The sequence below is a fragment of the Providencia lanzhouensis genome (assembly GCF_050469745.1).
GTDB lineage: Bacteria > Pseudomonadota > Gammaproteobacteria > Enterobacterales > Enterobacteriaceae > Providencia > Providencia lanzhouensis.
In genome coordinates this window covers 874,673-895,711 of record NZ_CP174123.1, presented here as the reverse complement: position 1 = coordinate 895,711, position 21,039 = coordinate 874,673, and the positions used below count along the sequence as shown (strand labels likewise).

The 21,039-nt window shown below is 41.0% G+C and carries 17 protein-coding genes; 5 read left to right on the top strand and 12 right to left on the bottom strand.

Translation table 11 applies throughout. The features are described 5' to 3' along the window. Positions 1 to 55: 55 nt before the first annotated feature. The 3 genes from ACIH2S_RS04030 to ACIH2S_RS04020 all read right to left on the bottom strand — a co-directional run bounded on the left by ACIH2S_RS04030 (position 56) and on the right by ACIH2S_RS04020 (position 4,128). Entirely contained in the window at positions 56 to 1,840 is a 1,785-nt protein-coding gene (locus ACIH2S_RS04030; RefSeq protein WP_154600161.1) for a SmdB family multidrug efflux ABC transporter permease/ATP-binding protein, read from the bottom strand. After that, the gene (locus tag ACIH2S_RS04025) at positions 1,837 to 3,582 is read right to left on the bottom strand and encodes a SmdA family multidrug ABC transporter permease/ATP-binding protein (protein WP_036953931.1); all 1,746 of its coding nucleotides are present in this window, start codon (positions 3,580 to 3,582) and stop codon (positions 1,837 to 1,839) included. The genes ACIH2S_RS04030 and ACIH2S_RS04025 overlap by 4 nt, the downstream gene beginning before the upstream one ends. Before the next feature lie 84 nt (positions 3,583 to 3,666). Next, on the bottom strand, positions 3,667 to 4,128 hold the full coding sequence (locus ACIH2S_RS04020; protein ID WP_036953928.1) for an Lrp/AsnC family transcriptional regulator: 462 nt from the start codon (positions 4,126 to 4,128) through the stop codon (positions 3,667 to 3,669). 229 nt (positions 4,129 to 4,357) lie between these two features. On the opposite strand from ACIH2S_RS04020, the gene queC reads away from it, so the two are divergent. Further along, entirely contained in the window at positions 4,358 to 5,059 is a 702-nt protein-coding gene (gene queC, locus ACIH2S_RS04015) for a 7-cyano-7-deazaguanine synthase QueC (RefSeq protein ID WP_036953925.1), read from the top strand. 54 nt (positions 5,060 to 5,113) lie between these two features. On the opposite strand, the gene ACIH2S_RS04010 is transcribed toward queC, so the two are convergent. The 9 genes from ACIH2S_RS04010 to bolA all read right to left on the bottom strand — a co-directional run bounded on the left by ACIH2S_RS04010 (position 5,114) and on the right by bolA (position 16,011). Then, positions 5,114 to 5,542: an acyl-CoA thioesterase gene (locus ACIH2S_RS04010; protein WP_036953922.1), complete on the bottom strand. Its 429-nt coding sequence runs from the start codon at positions 5,540 to 5,542 to the stop codon at positions 5,114 to 5,116. Between the two features lie 214 nt (positions 5,543 to 5,756). Further along, positions 5,757 to 6,128: a ComEA family DNA-binding protein gene (locus ACIH2S_RS04005; protein WP_108479256.1), complete on the bottom strand. Its 372-nt coding sequence runs from the start codon at positions 6,126 to 6,128 to the stop codon at positions 5,757 to 5,759. Between the two features lie 163 nt (positions 6,129 to 6,291). Then, positions 6,292 to 8,160, bottom strand: coding sequence for a peptidylprolyl isomerase (ppiD, locus tag ACIH2S_RS04000; protein ID WP_430248145.1), 1,869 nt, complete (start codon positions 8,158 to 8,160; stop codon positions 6,292 to 6,294). A 173-nt stretch (positions 8,161 to 8,333) separates the two neighbouring features. Further along, entirely contained in the window at positions 8,334 to 8,609 is a 276-nt protein-coding gene (hupB, locus tag ACIH2S_RS03995; protein ID WP_006662768.1) for a nucleoid-associated protein HU-beta, read from the bottom strand. A gap of 238 nt (positions 8,610 to 8,847) precedes the next feature. Further along, a complete protein-coding gene (lon, locus tag ACIH2S_RS03990) occupies positions 8,848 to 11,277 on the bottom strand; it encodes an endopeptidase La (protein WP_036953910.1) in 2,430 nt (809 codons plus the stop codon). Between the two features lie 233 nt (positions 11,278 to 11,510). Next, complete coding sequence (gene clpX, locus ACIH2S_RS03985) at positions 11,511 to 12,788, bottom strand: ATP-dependent protease ATP-binding subunit ClpX (protein WP_006657220.1); 1,278 nt, start codon at positions 12,786 to 12,788, stop codon at positions 11,511 to 11,513. A 117-nt stretch (positions 12,789 to 12,905) separates the two neighbouring features. Continuing rightward, positions 12,906 to 13,526, bottom strand: coding sequence for an ATP-dependent Clp endopeptidase proteolytic subunit ClpP (clpP, locus tag ACIH2S_RS03980; RefSeq protein WP_006657219.1), 621 nt, complete (start codon positions 13,524 to 13,526; stop codon positions 12,906 to 12,908). Positions 13,527 to 14,028: 502 nt separating this feature from the next. Then, positions 14,029 to 15,333: a trigger factor gene (gene tig / locus ACIH2S_RS03975; RefSeq protein WP_036953907.1), complete on the bottom strand. Its 1,305-nt coding sequence runs from the start codon at positions 15,331 to 15,333 to the stop codon at positions 14,029 to 14,031. A 339-nt stretch (positions 15,334 to 15,672) separates the two neighbouring features. Next, positions 15,673 to 16,011 carry a transcriptional regulator BolA gene (bolA, locus tag ACIH2S_RS03970; RefSeq protein ID WP_036953906.1) on the bottom strand — a complete coding sequence of 113 codons (339 nt, stop codon included), beginning with the start codon at positions 16,009 to 16,011 and terminating at the stop codon, positions 15,673 to 15,675. A 263-nt stretch (positions 16,012 to 16,274) separates the two neighbouring features. On the opposite strand from bolA, the gene ACIH2S_RS03965 reads away from it, so the two are divergent. The 4 genes from ACIH2S_RS03965 (at position 16,275) to cyoA (ending at position 21,035) form a co-directional block, all read left to right on the top strand. Further along, positions 16,275 to 16,856: a YajG family lipoprotein gene (locus ACIH2S_RS03965; protein WP_108479255.1), complete on the top strand. Its 582-nt coding sequence runs from the start codon at positions 16,275 to 16,277 to the stop codon at positions 16,854 to 16,856. A gap of 182 nt (positions 16,857 to 17,038) precedes the next feature. Further along, positions 17,039 to 18,565, top strand: coding sequence for a muropeptide MFS transporter AmpG (gene ampG, locus ACIH2S_RS03960; RefSeq protein ID WP_036953900.1), 1,527 nt, complete (start codon positions 17,039 to 17,041; stop codon positions 18,563 to 18,565). Between the two features lie 277 nt (positions 18,566 to 18,842). Further along, entirely contained in the window at positions 18,843 to 19,616 is a 774-nt protein-coding gene (locus ACIH2S_RS03955) for an outer membrane protein OmpK (protein WP_036953898.1), read from the top strand. A 426-nt stretch (positions 19,617 to 20,042) separates the two neighbouring features. Next, positions 20,043 to 21,035: a cytochrome o ubiquinol oxidase subunit II gene (gene cyoA, locus ACIH2S_RS03950; RefSeq protein ID WP_036953895.1), complete on the top strand. Its 993-nt coding sequence runs from the start codon at positions 20,043 to 20,045 to the stop codon at positions 21,033 to 21,035. Positions 21,036 to 21,039: the final 4 nt, after the last annotated feature.

Here is a 21,039-nt window from a genome sequence, read left to right as displayed (position 1 = left end):
CTTAGTAACTTAATTAACTCGTCAATTCAACATAAAGTATGTCAGTAAGCACTAACTAAACTAATAATGCTTCTGCAGCCGCTTCATCACGAGAGTTCAGTGACTCGCCCACTTGTTGTAATTGATACATCTGGTAATAGCGACCTTCCTGCTGAAGAAGTTCAGTATGATTTCCCTGCTCAACGATCATTCCTCGATGAAGAACAACAACTTGATCAGCATCCACAATCGTTGATAAGCGGTGAGCTATCACCACGAGTGTAGTATTTCGACGAATAACACGTAGCGCCTTTTGAATAGCCTGTTCAGTGCCAGAATCTATATTCGCGGTCGCTTCATCCAATATCAGAATTTTCGGTGTTACGACGAGTACTCGCGCCATCGCCAATAGCTGTCGTTGCCCAACAGATAAAGTGTTTCCTTGCTCACCTAACAATGAATCCAATCCATCTGGCAATTCACGGACATGCTGAGCTAATTGTACAGTTTCAAGGACTTCCCACACCTTTTCTTGGGAAATATCACGTCCTAGAGCAACGTTATCAAAAAATGAAGCCGCGAGTACTACCGGATCCTGCTGCACCATAGCAATGCCATTTCGTAATACTTGATGGGACAGTGAATTTAAATCCCGTCCATCCAGTAAAATTTCCCCTTCCTGCCATGGGTAATACCCCATGATTAAGTTTGCAATGGTACTTTTTCCACTTCCCGTGTGCCCAACAAGTGCCACGAAATGGTGTTCTGGGACGGATAAATTAATATCATCAAGGACTTTTTTATCATCTCGATAAGCAAAAGAGAGGTGTTTGATCTCAATTGCTCCGCCCTGTAATGGCGCAATATTTTCGCCATAACCTTGCTGTGGGCTATCCATCAATTCAAAAACACGTTCACCGGATACAACCGCTTGTTGCAACATGGACTGCTGAGATGTTAGCTCAATTAATGGTTCGTTTAAACGACCTAAATAGTTAATGAAAACATACAGAACCCCGACACCGACAGTACTGGTACCATCAAATCCAAATAGCAATAATAACCCACATAATACGCAGGCAGAGAACAAACTCAGTAGTGGCCTGAGTAGTAATCCATCTAATTTCAATGCTTTCATTCGGGAATGATAGTGCTCTTCACTTGCTTCCAGCATTTTTTGCCCAAATCTAGCTTGCTGTAAAAATTGCTGGATAACCGTCATGCCATTAATGACTTCATTGAAACCATTATTAATATCTGCAAGATACGCCCTAACACGGCGCACAATTGGCGTGCTAAGCCGCTGATAAACCAACATTACGATCAGAACCGCAGGAAAAATGAGTACCGCAATGGATGCCATTCGCCACTCTAAAGAAAACATGGCGACTAGCATGGCACAAATTAATGCCAAACTGCGAAATACTGTTGGTACTACCATGACAAACAAATCTTTAATCACTTCGGTGTCGTTGGTCACACGAGAAATAATCTGCCCCACGGGTTGCTTATCAAAGGCACTTAATGGCTGGCGCAGAGCCGCATTCATCACATCAGTTCGTAGATTTTGCACCACTCCAACAGAGGCTTGATTAAACAGAATTTTTTGATGGTAGTGAAGAAGTGCTGCAATGATTTGCAGCGCAATAAATCCAATCACCATGTACAGCGTTAGCGGCATAATGATCTGTTTTTTAGCCACCATATTGTCAATAAAGTAACTAATCAGTAAGGGCCCACTCACTTCTGCGGCGGCAGCCAACCAAAGCATAGCAATCGCTATCCCCATGGTACCGCGGTAAGGTTTACCGTAAGATAATAAACGTTTTAATGCTGGCCAAAGCGGCTTTCTTTGGTTCATAGATCACCGTCCAAAGCAGCTTCAATTTGCTGATAATGATACATATCGCTGTACCAACCAGATTGCTGGGAAAGTACTTTATGAGTGCCTTTGGCAACTATACTCCCATGACATAAAACAAGAATATTATCGGCATCCACCAAAGCTGATAGACGATGGGCGCTAATAATCAACGTTCTCCCCTGTCTCCAACGACTCAAATTCTGCAAAATGGTGTGCTCTGTCTGCCCATCAACGGCAGACAGCGCATCATCCAAAATAAGGATTTCCGCATTTTGTAAAATCGCCCGTGCAATGGAAATTCGCTGTTTTTGCCCCCCAGACAGCATGACACCACGCTCTCCCACTTGGGTTTGATACCCTTCCGGTAGACGTAAAATGTCTTCATGCACACAAGCAACTCGAGCCGCGTCTTCTATTTGCTCCATTGTTGCATTTGGCTGCCCAAGAGCAATATTGTTTGCGACCGAATCAGAAAATAGGAATGGGGATTGATTCACTATTGATAACCTTGCCCGCCACTCATCGAGTCGAATATCTGTCAGTGATTTATTTTGATAAATAATTTCACCTTCATTCACATCAAAATGGCGTTGTAACACAGTAATTAATGTCGACTTCCCTGATCCCGTTGGTCCACATAACCCAAGGAAGCGTCCAGGTTTTACATCAAACTGGATATCATGCAAAGCATGGCGCTGGGTTTCGGGATACGAAAATGTTCTGATATTGACGTTTAACTCGCCTTTTTCCGCAAGCAAACTTTGGTTACCATCTTTAATCACTAATGGCTCGTCAAGTAAGCTTAAAATCCGGCTATATGCTGCACTTCCTCGTTCAACAATGTTAAACATCCATGCAAGGGCAAGCATCGGCCAGATCATCAACCCTAAATACATGACAAAGCTGGTGAGCTCTCCGAGGGTTAATGTGTCATTCAACACCATCCAGCTTCCGCCTGCGATGGCTAACAAATTTGCCATTCCTATCGCCATAAAAATGGTCGGATCAAAACGAGCATCAATCTTCGCTACATGCATATTCCTGCGTCCAGCTTCAGTGGCAACTTGCTCAAACTGATTGGATTGATGCGTTTCAAGGCCAAATGCTTTGATCATTCTAATACTGGTTAAGCTCTCTTGTGCGTGGTTATTTAATGATGAAAAAGCACCTTGAGCATGTTTAAAACGATGATGAAGTTGGTCGCCATAACGCTTAATGACCAGTGCCATGATAGGCATAGGAATCAAGGCAAGGAGTGTTAGCTGCCAACTTATTTCGATGCTCATCATAATAAGGACGGCACATCCCATCACCAGAGAGTCAACGAGAGTTAAAACGCCTTCACCTGCGGCAAATACCACACGATCCACATCATTCGTGGTACGCGCGATAAGATCTCCTGTGCGATATTTCAAATAAAATGGCTGATTTTGTAAGCTAAGCTGCTGATAAATTTGTTGTCTTAGTCGAACAGCCAATTTGTAGGAAGCACCAAATAGCCATAAACGCCAAACATAGCGCAACCCATAAACTGTTAAAGCAATTCCGAGCATGGATAATACATACGTCACAAGTTGTTGATTAGTCATCGACCCTTTGCTAATACCATCCACTATCACACCAACAAAGCGTGGTGGGATCATTTGTAAAATAGCAATGACCACAAGAAAACAAATAGCGCCAACATAGCGACGCCATTCGCTTATAAAATACCAACGTAATTGTGAAAATAATCGCACGTATTACTGCCTTGAATGATGTTAGTGACTGCTTGCTCTATTATTAGGAGCTCTGCGCTCTTGGGCTAATATATGACTTTTGGATTAGTCAGGGATTGGCAAAACGGTTGTATATTTTATTTTTTCCATTGCAAAACTGGAGGTTACATCAATTAAGCCATGAACGCCATTAACCAATTTCTTATAAAATAGATCATAGGATTTCATATCATGAACTTCGACTTGCATCAGATAGTCATATTCACCAGCCATGCGATAAAACACTAAAACCTCTGGTAATTTTTCCACAAATGAAACAAATTGCGCATACCATTCGCTATTATGTTGTTGGGTTTTAATCATGACAATCACCGTCAGCCCCAATCCCAGCTTTTCGCCATCTAATAGCGTGACTCGTCCTCGAATATATCCTTCGTCCTCTAGCCTTTTAAGTCGCTTCCAGCATGGTGTCGAGGTTAAATTGACGGCTTCTGCTAATGAGTTTAATGATAGGCTGCTGTCATTTTGTAATAAGCAAAGTAGTTTTTTATCTATTTTATCCAGCATGTTTAGCCCCTAAGCGAATCCTGTTATCCGCAAAATTCTATCATGATGAAATAATAAAGCTGTTACGAATTGCTAGTATTGTAGAATAACTTTGCATGAATAACTGAAATATAGCATAAATTGCTTATTTTAGAGGTTGAAGGTACAAAAACAGACTGTTCATTCCCCTCTTGGCTCGTTAACATAGATCTAAATTAATATTCTCATTATTTAATCTTAGGAGAGACTCATGAAACGTGCTGTTGTTGTCTTCAGCGGAGGACAAGATTCAACAACCTGCCTAATTCAAGCACTCAAACATTATGATGAGGTTCATTGTGTCACCTTTGATTATGGTCAGCGCCACCGCTTAGAAATCGACATTGCGCAAAAGCTTAGCCTACAATTAGGCGCAAAAGCGCATAAAGTTCTCGATGTTACCTTGCTCAATGAGCTAGCGGTTAGTAGTTTAACCCGTGATAACATTCCAGTTCCTGACTATGAAGAAAGCGAAGCCAGCGGGTTACCAAGTACTTTTGTACCCGGGCGTAATATTCTATTCCTAACACTCGCTGCTATCTATGCTTACCAAGTACAAGCTGAAGCGGTGATCACCGGTGTCTGTGAAACTGACTTTTCAGGTTACCCTGATTGTCGTGATGAGTTTGTCAAAGCGCTCAATCATGCGGTTAGCCTAGGACTAGCAAAAGATATTCGTTTCGAAACACCACTTATGTGGTTAGACAAAGCACAAACATGGGCTCTTGCTGACTACTATGGGCACCTTGAGACTATCCGCACTCAAACTCTCACTTGCTACAATGGTATTCCAGGTGATGGCTGTTCCGAGTGTGCCGCATGCCATTTACGTAGCAAAGGCTTGAATTATTATCTCAATAATCAACAAGCCGTTATGGATTCATTACTCAAACAACTCAACGCAACGAAGTAATTCTAAAAGCCAACCTTAGTGAATATTTACTGGTTGGCTATACTCCTAATTTGCCTATACTTCGATGAAAGCATCTGTTTTATTTTTCAGTGACTCAATTTTTTCTCGGAGTTCATCCTCGATCACCATGGCTTTATTGACTTTACCATCAATGAAGACAAACGTGACGTACGCATCAGATACCACTTCATCAACACCATTACGATGGCGAATAATTTGTTGGTAACAGACTGCACTCTTCACTCCGATTTTATCCATTCGTGAAATGACGGTTAGCTCATCGCCCAACCCAACGGCTTGGAAATAGTTAACATTAATATTCACTGCCGCCATCACGATTCTATGCTGAATAGCCCATTCAATAAGATTAGCTTTTCCCATCCAATCCCATCTATCCGCTTCATAGAACTCTAAGTACCGAGCATTATTGACATGCTGAAAGACATCAATGTGATAACCGAGCACTTTTATGTGTATCGCCATAACTACTCCGACCAGTTAAATTATTTGATAACATAAAAATAACAAATATTTGAAAGGGCTGCTTAAAAAATATCACTAATCAGACTTAGCTCTCATATTCATGCTTAAATCAAATTTAATAGCACAAATATTACCCATAATTTATTTTTAATCTCATAACGCTACTTTCCATTTTCTAAAAAAATAGCCCACGCTGAAAGTGGGCTGTTTTTGCTTATAGGACAAGTTTATTACGATTTTTCTCTAAAAATGCAGGTCCAATTCCCTGTACTTCAAGGATATTTTCAACTGTATTAAAAGCGCCATATTTTTCTCGGTATTCAACAATAGCCTGAGCTTTCTGTTTACCAATTCCATTGAGTTTTCTCGCTAATTCTTCAGCAGTGGCTTGATTAATATTCACTTGGTCTGGAGATGTTAAACTCGCCACGTTTTTTACTTCATCACTATTTTGAGGTTGCACTATCGCCGTGGCTGGTTTTTCAGTTTCTGCTTTTTTAACCACTGCAAATGCAGATAAAGGGCATAACATTGCTACCATTAACGCTGTCCCTAATCCTTGTTTAATGCTTTTATTCCATTTCATCATTGTTCTCCTATGTGTGTTGAAACATCACAATGCCAGAGAATTTTTTCAAAAACTTTTCTTCAGTTTATACAATGCGAAAGGCCACCCAATGGGTGGCCTTCTATTACAGATATTACAATTTTAGTTGCGAAGCGCTTCGCAATTATTCCATGCAAATAACTTATTCTAAGCTTTGCACTTCAATTTTTGCGTTCGCGCGTAAATTCAGCATTAACGCTTCATTCACCGCTGAGCTCATTGCACCACGATATTCGTTAGATAGCTGGCTCAATTCTTCAGCTGTTGGCTGACCTAAAGTCACTTTATCTAATTGAACAATTAGTAGATTATCTTTTTGATCATAAGCGATTGCGTAAGTTGGTTTACCGTCAGTTGGCGGTGTCATTTTCATCGCAACGCCCGTCACATCCGTTGCAGGTGCAAGGAATGAAACTGTTTGAACAGCGCCAAATTGGGTGTCTGCAGCTTTCAATGCTTCATCACCTTTACCAGCTTGTAGCTCTGCCAGTAATTTCTCACCATTCGCTTTTAATTGTGCAGACGCTTTCTGACGCTTAACTAATGCTTCAATATCCGCTTTTACTGTTTCGAATGGCTCTGTTGATTCCGCTTTATAATCAGTCACACGCAGAACAAATGCACGATCCCCTTCAACGTTGATCACGTCAGAGTTGATACCTGTTGTACCTTTTTTATCGACTAAACGGTCGCTGAATACTTCGTTAACGACTTTCGGGAAATTCAGTTGTGTCGGTGGGTTTTGGCGATCAAACCAGCCAGTAGTCGCAACTTTCAAGCCAGAAATGCTTTCAACTGATGCTAATGATTCATTGTCATTCGTCGCAGCTTCACTCACTTTCTGTTGTAAATCGTAAAACTGTTTGACGCTTTTATCTTGAACTAAACTAGTTTCAATACTTGATTTAACGTCATCAAAAGGCTTAATTGCTTCTGGCTTAACATCATCCAAACGGAATAAGACATAATTATCTTGGACTTTGATCGGTGCAGAAATTTGACCTTTCTCGGTTAAATTCGCACTGATGATTTCGCTTGGTGTAGAAGTTGCTTCCATCCAACCAATCACGCCTTTGTTGCCAGCACTGAATTTATCTGTGGATTTTTCAGTAGCTAACGTTGCGAAATCAGCGCCGCCTTTCAGCTCGGCTTCTAAAGCTTGTGCATCTTTTTCTGATGCGACTTGAATCATGCTATACAGCTTTTGTTCCGCTTTAGTAAAATTCTTCAGATTTTCATCGTAGTAAGCTTTCACTTCTTCAGCCGTCACAGATGCTGTTGGCATAGATGCCGCATCCATTTCGACATAGCTTACTTGAACTTGTTCAGGTGAAATGAAACTGTTTTGATTTGCCGCGTAATACGCTTTTAATTCATCTTCAGAAACGGTTTGTTTAGCTTCTAGCGCAGCTAACGACAAGCTTGCCGTACGGACTTCACGCTCTTGCATAAACAGTTCCGCATACGCTTTGACTTCTGAAGGCAGTGCAAATTCTGTTCCGGTGAACGATTTACCTAATTGCGCACGAACTAAATCTTGGCGAATTTGTGCCGCAAAATCATCTGCATTAATATTGTAACGTTTTAAAATCTCGCGATATTTTTCACTATCAAAATTTCCATTTGTTTGGAAAACTTGCATAGCAAAAATAGCTTGCTCAATTTGTTGGTCGCTAGCAGAGAGTTGTAATTCATTAGCGTATTGGTTAATCAATTGATTATTGATTAAGTTATTCAAAGCTTGGGTACGCAGCTCTTTCATGTAGTTGTCATTACTTGCAACTTCAGAGAATTTATCTCCTAAGTATTCTTGTAATGACTGGCGCTCTTGCTGGAAAGCTTGCTGTAATTGTTCCTTGCTTATTGGCTGTCCATTGACTTCAGCAGCATTATTACTTGAGCCACCAATCACATAGCCAGCAACACCTGTCAGCACGAATGACAAGATAATAATAGCTAACAACACTTTAATAAAAGGACTGTTCGCCTTCGTGCGTAGATCTTCCATCATAAAAAGGCTTAACTCCGCTTTGCTTTGTTGAATTTCTTAATATTACGCTAATTTTAACTCAGATAGAAAAAAAAGCGCACCATTTCCATGGCGCGCTTATATATTAGCTGATTAAAGACATTACGTCAGTTTGAGTTTTCGCAAAAATGCGTGAAAGACGAAACTAAACTCAATTAACCGTTAACAGCGTCTTTAAGACCTTTGCCTGCACGGAATGCAGGAACTTTTGCCGCAGCGATTTTAATTTCTTTACCTGTCTGCGGGTTACGACCTGTACGTGCTGCGCGTTGACGTACATTAAAAGTACCAAAACCAACTAAAGTAACATCATCACCCTTGCTCAGAGAAGTCGTTACAGAAGCAACGAAAGCATCGACTACGCGACCTGCTGCGGCTTTAGAAATGTTCGCTTCTGCAGCGATTTTTTCAATCAGTTGAGACTTATTCACTATTATCATCCCCATATTAGTTTTGACTTTATCGGTTAATTAACCAACTACAGTATAGTTAACATTACTAAGTATAGTTAATTAATGATGCAGCCGTTATATCAATCCTGAATATTAATGGCAAGAAAACAGATAGCACGCTAACCATTATCAGAATCTTCGCTAAAGTAACCACGAAAAAAAAGGCTGACAAGCCCTAAATTAGCTGTCAGCCTTAATTTTATACAAGCTTCTTGATTCAGCTCACTCTTTTAGCTTTCTTTTGGACCACTTCAGCCCCAAAAGGAGGATTGACTAATGCTAATGAGAGGACTTCTTCAATTGTCTTAACAGGATGGATTTGCAAATCAGCAATCACATTCTGAGGAATTTCTTCTAAATCACGTTTGTTATCATCAGGGATAAGAACCGTTTTAATACCACCACGATGAGCTGCCAGTAATTTTTCTTTCAGCCCACCAATTGGTAATACTAAACCGCGTAACGTGATTTCACCGGTCATCGCCACATCCGCTTTTACAGGGTTACCCGTTAAGCAAGAAACCAGTGCCGTTGACATTGCGATACCCGCACTTGGACCATCTTTCGGTGTTGCGCCTTCTGGTACGTGAACATGAATATCACGTTTTTCATAGAAGTCACCGTTAATACCCAGTTTTTCTGCACGAGCACGTACCACTGTCAGCGCTGTTTGAATTGATTCTTGCATCACTTCACCCAGAGAACCGGTGTAAGTTAACTTACCTTTGCCCGGTACACAGGCTGTCTCAATGGTAAGTAAGTCACCACCAACTTCTGTCCATGCTAAACCAGTCACTTGCCCTACTCGGTTTTCGGTATCAGCATGACCGTAATCAAAGCGACGAACACCTAAGTAATCCTTCAGATTATCTGCAGTGATCTCAATATGCTTCAGTTTTTTATCCATCAGCAATGCTTTAACAGCTTTACGGCACAGTTTAGAAATTTCACGTTCTAATCCACGCACGCCAGCTTCACGAGTATAGTAACGAATGATGCTCATAATTGCGCCATCATCGATAGATAACTCGCCTTTTTTCAAGGCATTACGCTCAATTTGCTTAGATAGTAAATGTCTCTTAGCAATATTCAGTTTTTCGTCTTCGGTATAACCAGACAGACGGATCACTTCCATACGGTCTAATAATGGTGCAGGGATATTCATCGAGTTCGATGTTGCCACAAACATCACGTCAGACAGGTCATAATCAACTTCCAAATAATGGTCGTTGAATGCAACGTTTTGTTCTGGATCTAACACTTCTAACAGTGCTGATGCAGGATCTCCACGCATGTCTGAAGACATTTTATCGATTTCATCCAGTAAAAATAGTGGGTTTTTAACCCCTACTTTCGCCATTTTCTGGATAAGTTTACCCGGCATTGAACCAATATAAGTACGACGGTGACCACGGATTTCCGCTTCGTCACGAACCCCACCCAGAGCCATACGGGTATATTCACGCCCTGTTGCTTTAGCGATAGATTGCCCCAGAGACGTTTTACCAACCCCTGGAGGTCCGACTAAGCATAAGATTGGTCCTTTGATTTTACTAACACGGCTTTGAACCGCGAGGTATTCAAGGATACGGTCTTTAACGCGCTCTAAGCCATAGTGATCTGTATCGAGCACTTCTTGCGCTTTCACTAAGTCTTTTTTGACTTTGCTACGCTTATGCCATGGAACCTGAACCATCCAATCAATGTAGCTACGAACCACCGTCGCTTCAGCAGACATTGGAGACATCATTTTCAGCTTCTGCAATTCAGCTTCGGCTTTTTCTTGTGCCTCTTTTGGCATTTTCGCTTCTTCGATTTTGCGTTTCAGCGATTCGTTTTCATCTGGAGCATCATCCATTTCGCCAAGTTCTTTTTGAATCGCTTTCATTTGCTCATTCAAATAGTACTCGCGCTGGCTTTTTTCCATCTGTTTTTTCACGCGGTTACGAATGCGTTTTTCAACTTGCAGTAGTTCAGTTTCTGATTCCATCATTGCCATGAGGAACTCAACACGCTCAGCAATGTTTGCCATTTCTAAAACGCGCTGTTTGTCTGCCAGTTTTAACGGCATGTGTGAAGCAATCGTATCAGCCAGTTTATCTAGCTGGTCTTGCTCAATCGCATGCAGTGAAGTCAGAACTTCAGGTGGAATTTTTTTGTTCAGTTTAATGTAACTTTCGAACTGACTAACAATCGTACGATATAATACTTCTTGCTCTTTTTCGTCAACCAATTCGGTAGTGCTAGGCGCTTTTGATGCGTCATCATAGATAGCCGCTTTCACACTATCGTTCGCGAGATATTCAGCTTGCGCTAAGAAATACTCGCCGTTATCAGTCAGGCTAGTAATACGAGCACGACGTAGGCCTTCAACTAGCACTTTAACGGTACCGTCAGGTAGTTTCAGCATCTGGATCACAGATGCAATTGTCCCAACAGTAAATAAATCATTCACCCCAGGTTCATCGGTTGAGGCTTCTTTTTGCGCAACCAGCATCACTTGCTTATCATGATCCATTGCTGCTTCCAGACTGTGAATGGATTTTTCACGTCCAACAAACAGTGGGATCACCATATGTGGGTACACCACTACATCACGCAGAGGCAATACTGGTATTTCAATGCGTTCGGAACGCTCTGGATTCATAAAGCTCTCTCTTCGTTTAGCACACGCCAGTTAAGGGTTTCTGCTTATAACAGAAAAAATTCTTGTAAAACACTGCGATATAAACAGTGCTCTTTCAAAATAAGGAAACCACAACTAAGAATATAAACTATATGGGGACAAGATTTTAGCATTCAATGGTTAGTTAAGCATAAAAAACAAAATGAGGGTTACCCCTCATTTTGATTGATTATTTATTGAACACAGACGAGAAGTTAATTATCGCCAGAAGCTTGGGCATCCGGTTTGCTGTAGATTAACAGAGGTTCTGACTGTTCATTAATCACATTTTCATCTACAACGACTTTCTCAACATCACTCATTGAAGGTAGATCATACATGGTATTAAGTAGAGCAGCTTCGACGATTGAACGTAAGCCACGAGCACCTGTTTTACGCGCCATTGCTTTTTTCGCTATCGCCGTTAATGCTTCTTCTCGAAACTCTAATTCAGTGCCTTCGAGGTTAAACAGAGCTTGATACTGTTTAGTCAATGCGTTTTTCGGCTCTTTTAAGATCTGAATCAGAGCTTCTTCACTCAGCTCAGTCAAAGTGGCAACCACAGGTAGACGACCGATAAACTCAGGAATCAAACCAAATTTAATGAGATCTTCAGGCTCCGCTTGAGTGAGTAACTCACCTTCTGTTGCCTTCTCAGATTCACCTTTAACTTGCGCCGCAAAACCAATACCTGAACGAGTATTCAGACGTTGACCAATAACTTTATCCAACCCGGCAAATGCACCGCCACAGATAAACAGAATTTTCGAGGTATCTACCTGTAAAAACTCTTGTTGCGGATGCTTACGACCGCCTTGTGGCGGAACCGCGGCTACAGTGCCTTCAATCAGTTTCAGTAATGCTTGCTGCACCCCTTCACCTGATACGTCACGCGTGATGGATGGGTTATCGGATTTACGAGAAATTTTATCAATTTCATCGATATAGACGATACCACGTTGAGCTTTTTCAACATCATAGTCGCATTTTTGTAGCAGCTTCTGGATGATATTCTCAACATCTTCACCCACGTAACCCGCTTCAGTTAATGTGGTCGCATCCGCCATAGTGAATGGCACATCTAAATAGCGAGCTAACGTTTCTGCTAATAACGTTTTACCACTACCCGTCGGACCAATGAGCAGAATGTTACTTTTGCCTAATTCAACACCATCGCTGGTTTTATCGCCATTACGTAGACGTTTGTAGTGGTTATAAACAGCGACCGCTAACACTTTTTTCGCTTTTTCTTGACCAATAACGTAGTCGTCAAGATGCTGTCTGATTTCGTGGGGAGTTGGTAATTCACTACGCTCGCGATGCGGAGCCAGTTCTTTGATCTCTTCACGGATGATGTCGAGGCATAAATCCACGCATTCATCACAAATATAGACTGACGGACCGGCAATCAGCTTACGCACTTCATGCTGACTTTTTCCGCAGAAAGAACAGTACAGTAATTTACCTGCTCCCTCTTTGCGTTTATCTGTCATCAGTAGACCTCACTTATATTTATAATGCCTTGTTTTATCTAATTTTCGTAGTAAAACAAGGCAACAAATTTTCAAAAACTTTAGGATATAAATTAATTATATCAAAATATTCGCAAATTAACGGCTGGTATAAATATGATCAACCAGACCATATTCTTTAGCTTCATTTGCTGATAAGAAACGGTCACGCTCTGTGTCACGACTAATTTCTTCGATGGATTTCCCTGTATGTTGGGCCATCAATTCATTCATGCGCGATTTCACTTTCAAGATTTCTTGAGCGTGAATTTCAATGTCTGTCGCTTGTCCTTGATAGCCACCTAACGGTTGGTGGATCATGACGCGAGAGTTTGGTAAGCAGAAACGTTTACCTTTTGTACCTGCGGTTAATAAAAACGCACCCATTGAGCACGCTTGTCCCATGCAGATAGTGCTCACATCAGGTTTGATAAATTGCATGGTGTCGTAAATTGACATCCCTGCAGTAATCACGCCGCCTGGTGAGTTAATATAAAGTTGAATATCTTTTTCTGGGTTTTCTGCTTCAAGAAATAGCATTTGAGCGACAATTAAGTTCGCCATATGATCTTCCACCTGACCGGTTAGGAAGATAATACGTTCTTTTAAGAGACGTGAATAAATATCATATGAGCGCTCACCTCGAGAGGTTTGCTCGATAACCATTGGCACAAGTGCCATTTGGGATGCTAACTGCTCCTGACCGCCAAAATGTGACATCGAAATCTCCTATTAAAAACTTTTTCTGGTGCTTGCGCCTAATTTGCTGTCTGTCCGCCATTTTGGGCAGGGATCGTGCTACAAACAATATTTCTAAAAAACACTCTTTCTAAGTTAGTTGTGTCTGCCTGTTTATACTCTTCGCTTACTTCATTATTTTAGTCACTTTTTTAAATCTTGGTTAAAAAGTCGCTAAAGAATTAAGCCAGAATACTGTTGAAAACACTGCGATAGGCAAGACGCTCTGCTAAAGAGTTTAACACAAGTCTATCTAGTTACACGGTTTTATACTGTCGAAAAATGTGTTCCACACAAAAATCCCATCATCATCTAGCGAACGATATCTTGATGACTCTTATTATAATTAGGGTTTAAATGTAATTTTCAAGATGATTTGCACAAAGTCTAAATATTACGACGCTAATTGACAAAAAACCCGCAGTGAAACACCACGGGTTTTGCTTTGTACTTCTAAAAAGAAGAGTACTGCTAAAAAGAAAAATTAACCAGCTTGAACTTGGTTCATCAGCTCAGTGAAGTTAGTTTCTTTTTCAGTTACTTTAGCCGCTGCCAGAATAGTTTCTACAGCTTGCTCTTCTAACGCTAAGTTACGAACACTGTTCATCAGCTCTTCATTTTTGCTGTAGTATTCGATAACTTCTGATGGATCTTCGTAAGCAGAAGCCATGTCTTCGATCAGCGCTTTAACGCGATCTTCGTCAGCTTTCAGCTCGTTAGTACGAATAACTTCGCCTAACAGCAGACCAACAATTACACGACGTTTAGCTTGTTCTTCGAACAGTTCACGTGGTAATTCCATCGCTTGTTTTTCGTTGCCACCAAAACGCTGTGCAGCTTGACGACGCAGAACATCGATTTCACCATCAACAACTGCTGCTGGGACTTCGATTTCGTTCGCGTTAACCAGACCTTCCAGAACTTGCGCTTTAACACGGTTACGAACTGCATTTTTCAGCTCACGTTCCATGTTTTTACGAACTTCTGCACGCAGACCTTCTACTGAACCGTCAGCAATACCGAAACGCTTAACGAACTCTTCAGTAAATTCTGGCAATTCACGCTGTTCAACTTTCTTCAGAACGATAGCAAACTTAGCTGCTTTACCTTTCAGGTTTTCTGCATGGTAATCTTCTGGGAAGTTAACTTCGATATCAAATTCTTCACCAGCTTTATGACCAACAACGCCTTCTTCGAAACCTGGGATCATACGGCCTTCGCCCATAACCAGTGCGAAGTCTTCAGCTTTACCACCTTCGAATTCTTCACCGTCGATAGAACCTGTGAAGTTAATAGTGATACGTGAATCAGCTGCTGCTGCATCTTCAACTTCTTTCCACTGTGCTTGTTGCTTACGCAGAGTTTCCAGCATGTCGTTGAGATCTTCGTCTTTCACCGTTACAGCTGGTTTTTCAACTTCGATAGTTTCAAAACCTTTTAATTCGATTTCTGGGTACACTTCGAACTCAACCGCGTAAACGAAGTCTTTACCGTCTTCGAACATTTCTGGCTTGTAGCTTGGCGCGCCAGCTGGGTTGATTTTTTGTTCAATGATTGCATTGATAAAGTTACGTTGCATAACATCGCCCAGAACGTCTTGCATTACAGACGCACCGTAACGTTGTTTAACGATGTGCATTGGTACTTTCCCTTTACGGAAACCATCAACACGGACTTTCTTAGCAACGTTAACCAGCTCGCTATTCAGCGCTTTTTCAATATCAGTGGCAGGAACGGTGATTGTTACACGACGCCCAAGGCCTTGAGTCGTTTCAACAGAAACTTGCATCTTCTTACCTCAAAATAAATCTTAGTGATCGGTCTACTCCAGAGTTATGCCATTAAATCATAATGGCAATCTCCCTTCCAGAACCGGGGGCGTTACTTTCATAACGGTCATCCCTGATATCAGAAGCGTCCCGAAACCTTACTGAAAATTAGACGCAGCATTATACCGATGCATGCGCCCTGAGTCGAGAAAAGCCGATAAAAGAAGCGATTATTCCTCTTTATTTGTGACTTTTCTGACTAAAAATTCATTTTCCTCTCTCGAATTGAGGAAAAAACGCTCACTTACAGCCACTCGATAAACACACTATTGGTATTCGTATGTCATCAAGACGTTTGATTAGCGATTCACACCACCAACACCACGACAAGCAGGTGATTTTAGCGCAGTACTCGCTAATTCATTCCACTCTTTTGGAGTATAAGTGTGTAAGGCTAAAGCATGAATCTCACCTGCAAGCTCGTCAGCCAAAATAGCATAAATTTCACGGTGACGACCAATCATACGTTTGTTTTCAAATTTATCACTGACTAAAACCACTTTGAAATGGCTCTCTGAACCGGGTAACACATTATGCTGATGACTTTCATTAATCACCTCCATATGTTCAGGTTCAAATGCAGACTGTAGCTTTTCACTCACGCGAGACTGCATAGTTTGTGGCATATTGGCGTCCATAGAGACTCCTAAATTAATTAAAAAACGCTAAAGCACATCTGAAAAAAAATCCCCTAATCACGCTGTTGGTAACTATCTTCTTATTATAGAAATAGCGGATAATAGCATCTACATTGTTGAAACTATGGTCCGGGTATGCAAAATGTTCATCGACTGCACATTTACGCGAATTTTTTCTCAAACTGTTGTCTAATAGTGTGAGTTGTTGCACCCCGAACCATAACGGAACATTTTCAATTAGGAAAGATGAACTGGGAAGAATTATGTTAAGAAAACTGTGTTTTCCACTTTTTGCGTTATTTTTATTAGCGGGCTGTACTGCACCGTCTAATACGCTGTCCCTCGAACCTAAAATTGCATTGCCAGCCAAAAACCCGACGCTCAATGCGACTTCAATTAGCGTGAGTAGCGTTGATAACCGTACAAATCGCGCATTAGCTGAAATTAACCGAAACGGTACTTTAGAGGTGCTAAATCCCTCTCGCGATCCGCGTTATCTAATGCAAGAAGCCGTAGAAAAGCAAATGGCTGCTCGTGGTTTCATGGTGACATCTCCCGCCAATATCAACTTAGTGGTTCAATTAAACAAGTTGAGCACCCAAGTGAGTGAAGGAAGTTTACGCCATAATATTACGGTTAATTCCAGCGTTGTCGTTAATGCTACCGCACCAAATGGCTCAACTAAGAGCCGGACTTATAGCCGTAATTACAATACCCAAGGGGCATTAGGCGCAACCAATGAAAAAATTGCTGCGGCAATTAACCTTGCTTTAAGTGATTTAATTTCAGATATGGCGAAAGACCAAGAAGTGGCCGATTTTATCAGACAAAATTCACGATATTAATCGCGTATCAAGAATGAATTCATACTAGTATCATTCTGGTTCATCGGAGACTGTAAAAACAGTCTGCTTTATCCTACTAACCCGAGTTATTTCTTTAATACAAATAGCTTGGGTTGTTTTATCTTGCTACTGCGCCATTCTTCGCGCAACGTAATACACCAGCATCAGGCGATGAGGGAATAATGCCACGTTTTACACTACCCAGATTTACACTGCCCAATAATGTGACCTTAATTTTACTGGGATTTGTCTCAGGGTTGCCCTTGGCATTAACCGCTGGAACATTACAAGCTTGGTTAACCGTTGAAAAAATTGACATTAAAACCATCGGTTTCTTTTCTCTCGTCGGTCAGGCCTACGTTTTAAAATTTCTATGGTCCCCCATGATGGATCGCTATACCCCCCCATTTTTAGGGCGACGTAGAGGGTGGCTATTAACAACGCAAATTTTGCTTGTTATTAGCATTGCAGGCATGAGTTTTATGAATCCGTCGGAGCACCTTTGGTGGTTAGCTGCGCTAGCGGTCACTGTAGCCTTCTGTTCCGCATCCCAAGATATTGTCTTTGATGCCTATAAAACAGATTTATTAAGTGCAGAAGAGCGAGGTATTGGTGCAGCAACATCGGTCATGGGCTATCGCATCAGTATGTTGGTTTCTGGGGGATTAGCACTTTGGCTTGCTGATAAATTCCTCACTTGGCAGCAACTTTATTTATTCATGGCAGGGCTAATGTTTATTGGGATCTTCGCAACACTTTTTGCGAAAGAACCTCAAGAAAATACCGCTCCACCAACTTCGTTAAAAGATGCTATTTATGAGCCACTTGCCGAATTTTTTAGCCGCAATAATGCATGGCTGATTTTACTGCTTCTTATCTTTTATAAGATGGGAGACGCTTTCGTTATGGCGCTAAATACTAACTTTTTACTCAATGCCCTTGGCTTTAGTTTAAGCGAAGTAGGTACAGTAAATAAAACCGTTGGTATGGCGGCGACAATCATCGGAGCCCTATTTGGGGGTTATCTGATGAAGAATATGAGCCTATTTAGAGCATTATTCGTCTTCGGTGTACTTCAAGGTGGTTCGAATATCGGCTACTGGTTCCTCGCAGTAACACCGCCAAATATTATCAGCATGGGATCTATTATATTCCTCGAAAATATCTTTTCAGGAATGGGAACTGCGGCATTTGTCGCCTTATTAATGACCTTATGTAATAAGTCTTTATCAGCCACTCAATTCGCCTTGCTTTCAGCATTATCCGCTGTAGGCCGTGTCTATATCGGCCCCGTCGCAAGTATTTTTGTCAGCACCTATGGCTGGCCCATGTTCTACTTAATTTCCATCGGCGTTGCAGTACCGGGGGTTTTATTGCTACTCGCTTGCCGAACTTCGTTGTTATACACCCAAGATACGGGAGAATTTCAACGTAGAGAGTTTTTTCCTCGAGAATATAAAATCGCGGTTTATGCGCTAATGGCAGCAGCATGTATACTGACGGTTTGGTTAATTAGTTTACTAATCACATCATTTGCAGGGGTGAAAGTTTACTTGTTTACTACCCATATATCCCTGTGGTTAGCGCTCCCAACTTATCAGAATCTCATATTTAACATTGGTATAGCCATTGGTGCTATCAGCCTTATTGTTGGTGGAACCCTCGACTTCCTCGCTGTCCGCAAAGCCATAAAACATAAATCATTCTGATATTTTTGATTAATTCCCATTCTATTCAGCTCATGACTTCCCCAAGTTAAACTAATTAATTTGGGGAATCTCTCCTTTTTTCGCAAATTAGATCTCTCTTGCAAATATCGCTTAAAGATCGATAAAAACGTGATTTGAATCACTCATTTTCTGAAATGGATTTTTTAATTACAAATTGAAAGCTTAATATCTCACATGTTTGAGGATGGTTAGTTGACAAGCTAAAAATTTGCGTAACAACTAATTTTTATTAATACATAAACGAAAATAATGTCTTATGAAAAAAACACTACTCTGTGCTGCTGCTCTAGCATCATTGGCAGGGACCGCAAATGCTGAAAATTTTCTTGGGTATCAGAATGGTTTCGCAGATATCAACGTGAACTATCTCGACTGGTCCCGTCATACAGAAAATAAATCTAAAAATACAACCCATAAGGAAGATTTCGCTTACTTCGAATTAGAAGGTGGCGCTAATTTCAATTGGGGTGAATTATATGGTTTCTTTGACGTTGAAAACCCATTTAATAAACAGCATGAAGATCCAGGCAAAAACCAGCGTTATACGCTGAAAACAACAGCTCGCGTCTATATCGCAGATACTGGATTCAACTTATACGGCCACGTTTATGGTACTTGGTCTTTACCGGGTGACAAACACGGCGGCAACTTCCACGAAGTCAACACACTGTATGGTATCGGTTATAACACCTCGATTGGTGATCTGTGGTTCAAACCTTTCGTGGCTTTGCACTATGTTGACCAAACCTATTATTCCGGTAATAACGGCTATGTAGTTGGTTGGGTTGCTGGTTATAACTTCAAAATGTTCCAAGAAGATTTCATGATCACTAACTGGCATGAAATGGAATTTGCACGTCATGAGCGTTATGGCAACGGTGGGCGTGATGGCGTGAACGGCGCATTAGCTTTCTGGTGGAACGCCACACCAAATTTAGCTGCTGGTATTCAATATCGTTATGCTGACAATAAGTTAGGTGATGATTTCTACCAAGATGCAATCATTTATACATTAAAGTATAACTTCTAGTGACTAAGGAAATATTGTTTATATTTTTAACATATTTCCTTTAGTTTCAAAAATGTAACAATTTTTCTTTATTATTTTGCCGGTAAAGTAGCCAATTTCACTTTATCGGCAATATAATCAGTAATTTCCCCTACGGAATATCTTAACAACCCAAGCAGTTTTCACATTTTTTTGTCAATTTTGTATATATTTTTCTTTGAAAAATTACCAAGATAATTTAGTATTCATACTGTTTTATCAAAACATACCTATAATTAGCAGCAATTTTAACTTTTTAGAAGCAAAAGCTTTACATGTGATCATATTAACATAAAGAGCTAACAATTCCGTTTCTTTACCTTACAATCATTTACACTCGCACAACCTTACCGTAAAATGCCCGCACTGATGAAACGACAATTAGATTCTTGTCATTTGGGGTCGTGGATGAGACTTATGAACTACAAAAAAAGCATTGGAGCAATCTCACTTGTTGCAGCAGCCTTATTATTAGGCGGTTGTGATATGGTGTTGATGGATCCGAAAGGCGCCGTTGGCGTAAAACAAAAAGAACTGATTCTTATTGCAATTGGTTTGATGCTCCTTGTTGTGATTCCTGTTATTTTTATGGCGATTATCTTCGCTGTAAAATATCGTGAATCCAATAAGTCAGCTACCTACCGTCCTAACTGGGCTCACTCTAACAAAATTGAGTTAGTCTGCTGGACAGTTCCTATCATTATTATCATTATTCTAGGTGCTATCACTTGGAAAACGACTCATGAGCTGGACCCGTATCAGCCATTAGTTAGTGATCAGGAACCTGTTACCATTCAAGTTATTTCAGCTGACTGGAAATGGATCTTTATCTATCCAGATCAAGGCATTGCTACAGTCAATGAAATCGCATTCCCTACTGGTGTTCCTGTAAACTTCAAAATCACGTCTGATTCTGTGATGAACTCATTCTTCATCCCATCTTTAGGTGGACAGATCTACGCGATGGCGGGTATGCAGACAAAACTTCACTTAATCGCTAACGAACCAGGTACCTATAAAGGCTTCTCAGCAAGCTATAGCGGTCACGGATTCTCAGATATGAAGTTTAATGCTATTGCTACAGCAGATCGCCAAGGCTTCGATGAGTGGGTACAGAAAGTAAAAGCATCACCAAAAACTATGGATACGATGCAGGCATTCGACGAAGTTGCTAAACCTAGCATGAACGTTCCTGTTACCTACTTCTCTAGCGTGAAACCTAAACTTTATGAAGACATCATTATGAAGTTTGGTCATGAGCACCATAAAGGTCACGCTCCTGTAGATGCGAATAATGAAGCAAATCATTCTATGCACATGGGCAACACTGCTCAAGCGCAAGAATCTACAGGTCATTCAATGCATATGAGCCATAACGCTCATGCAGGCGCTGAGGAATAAGGGC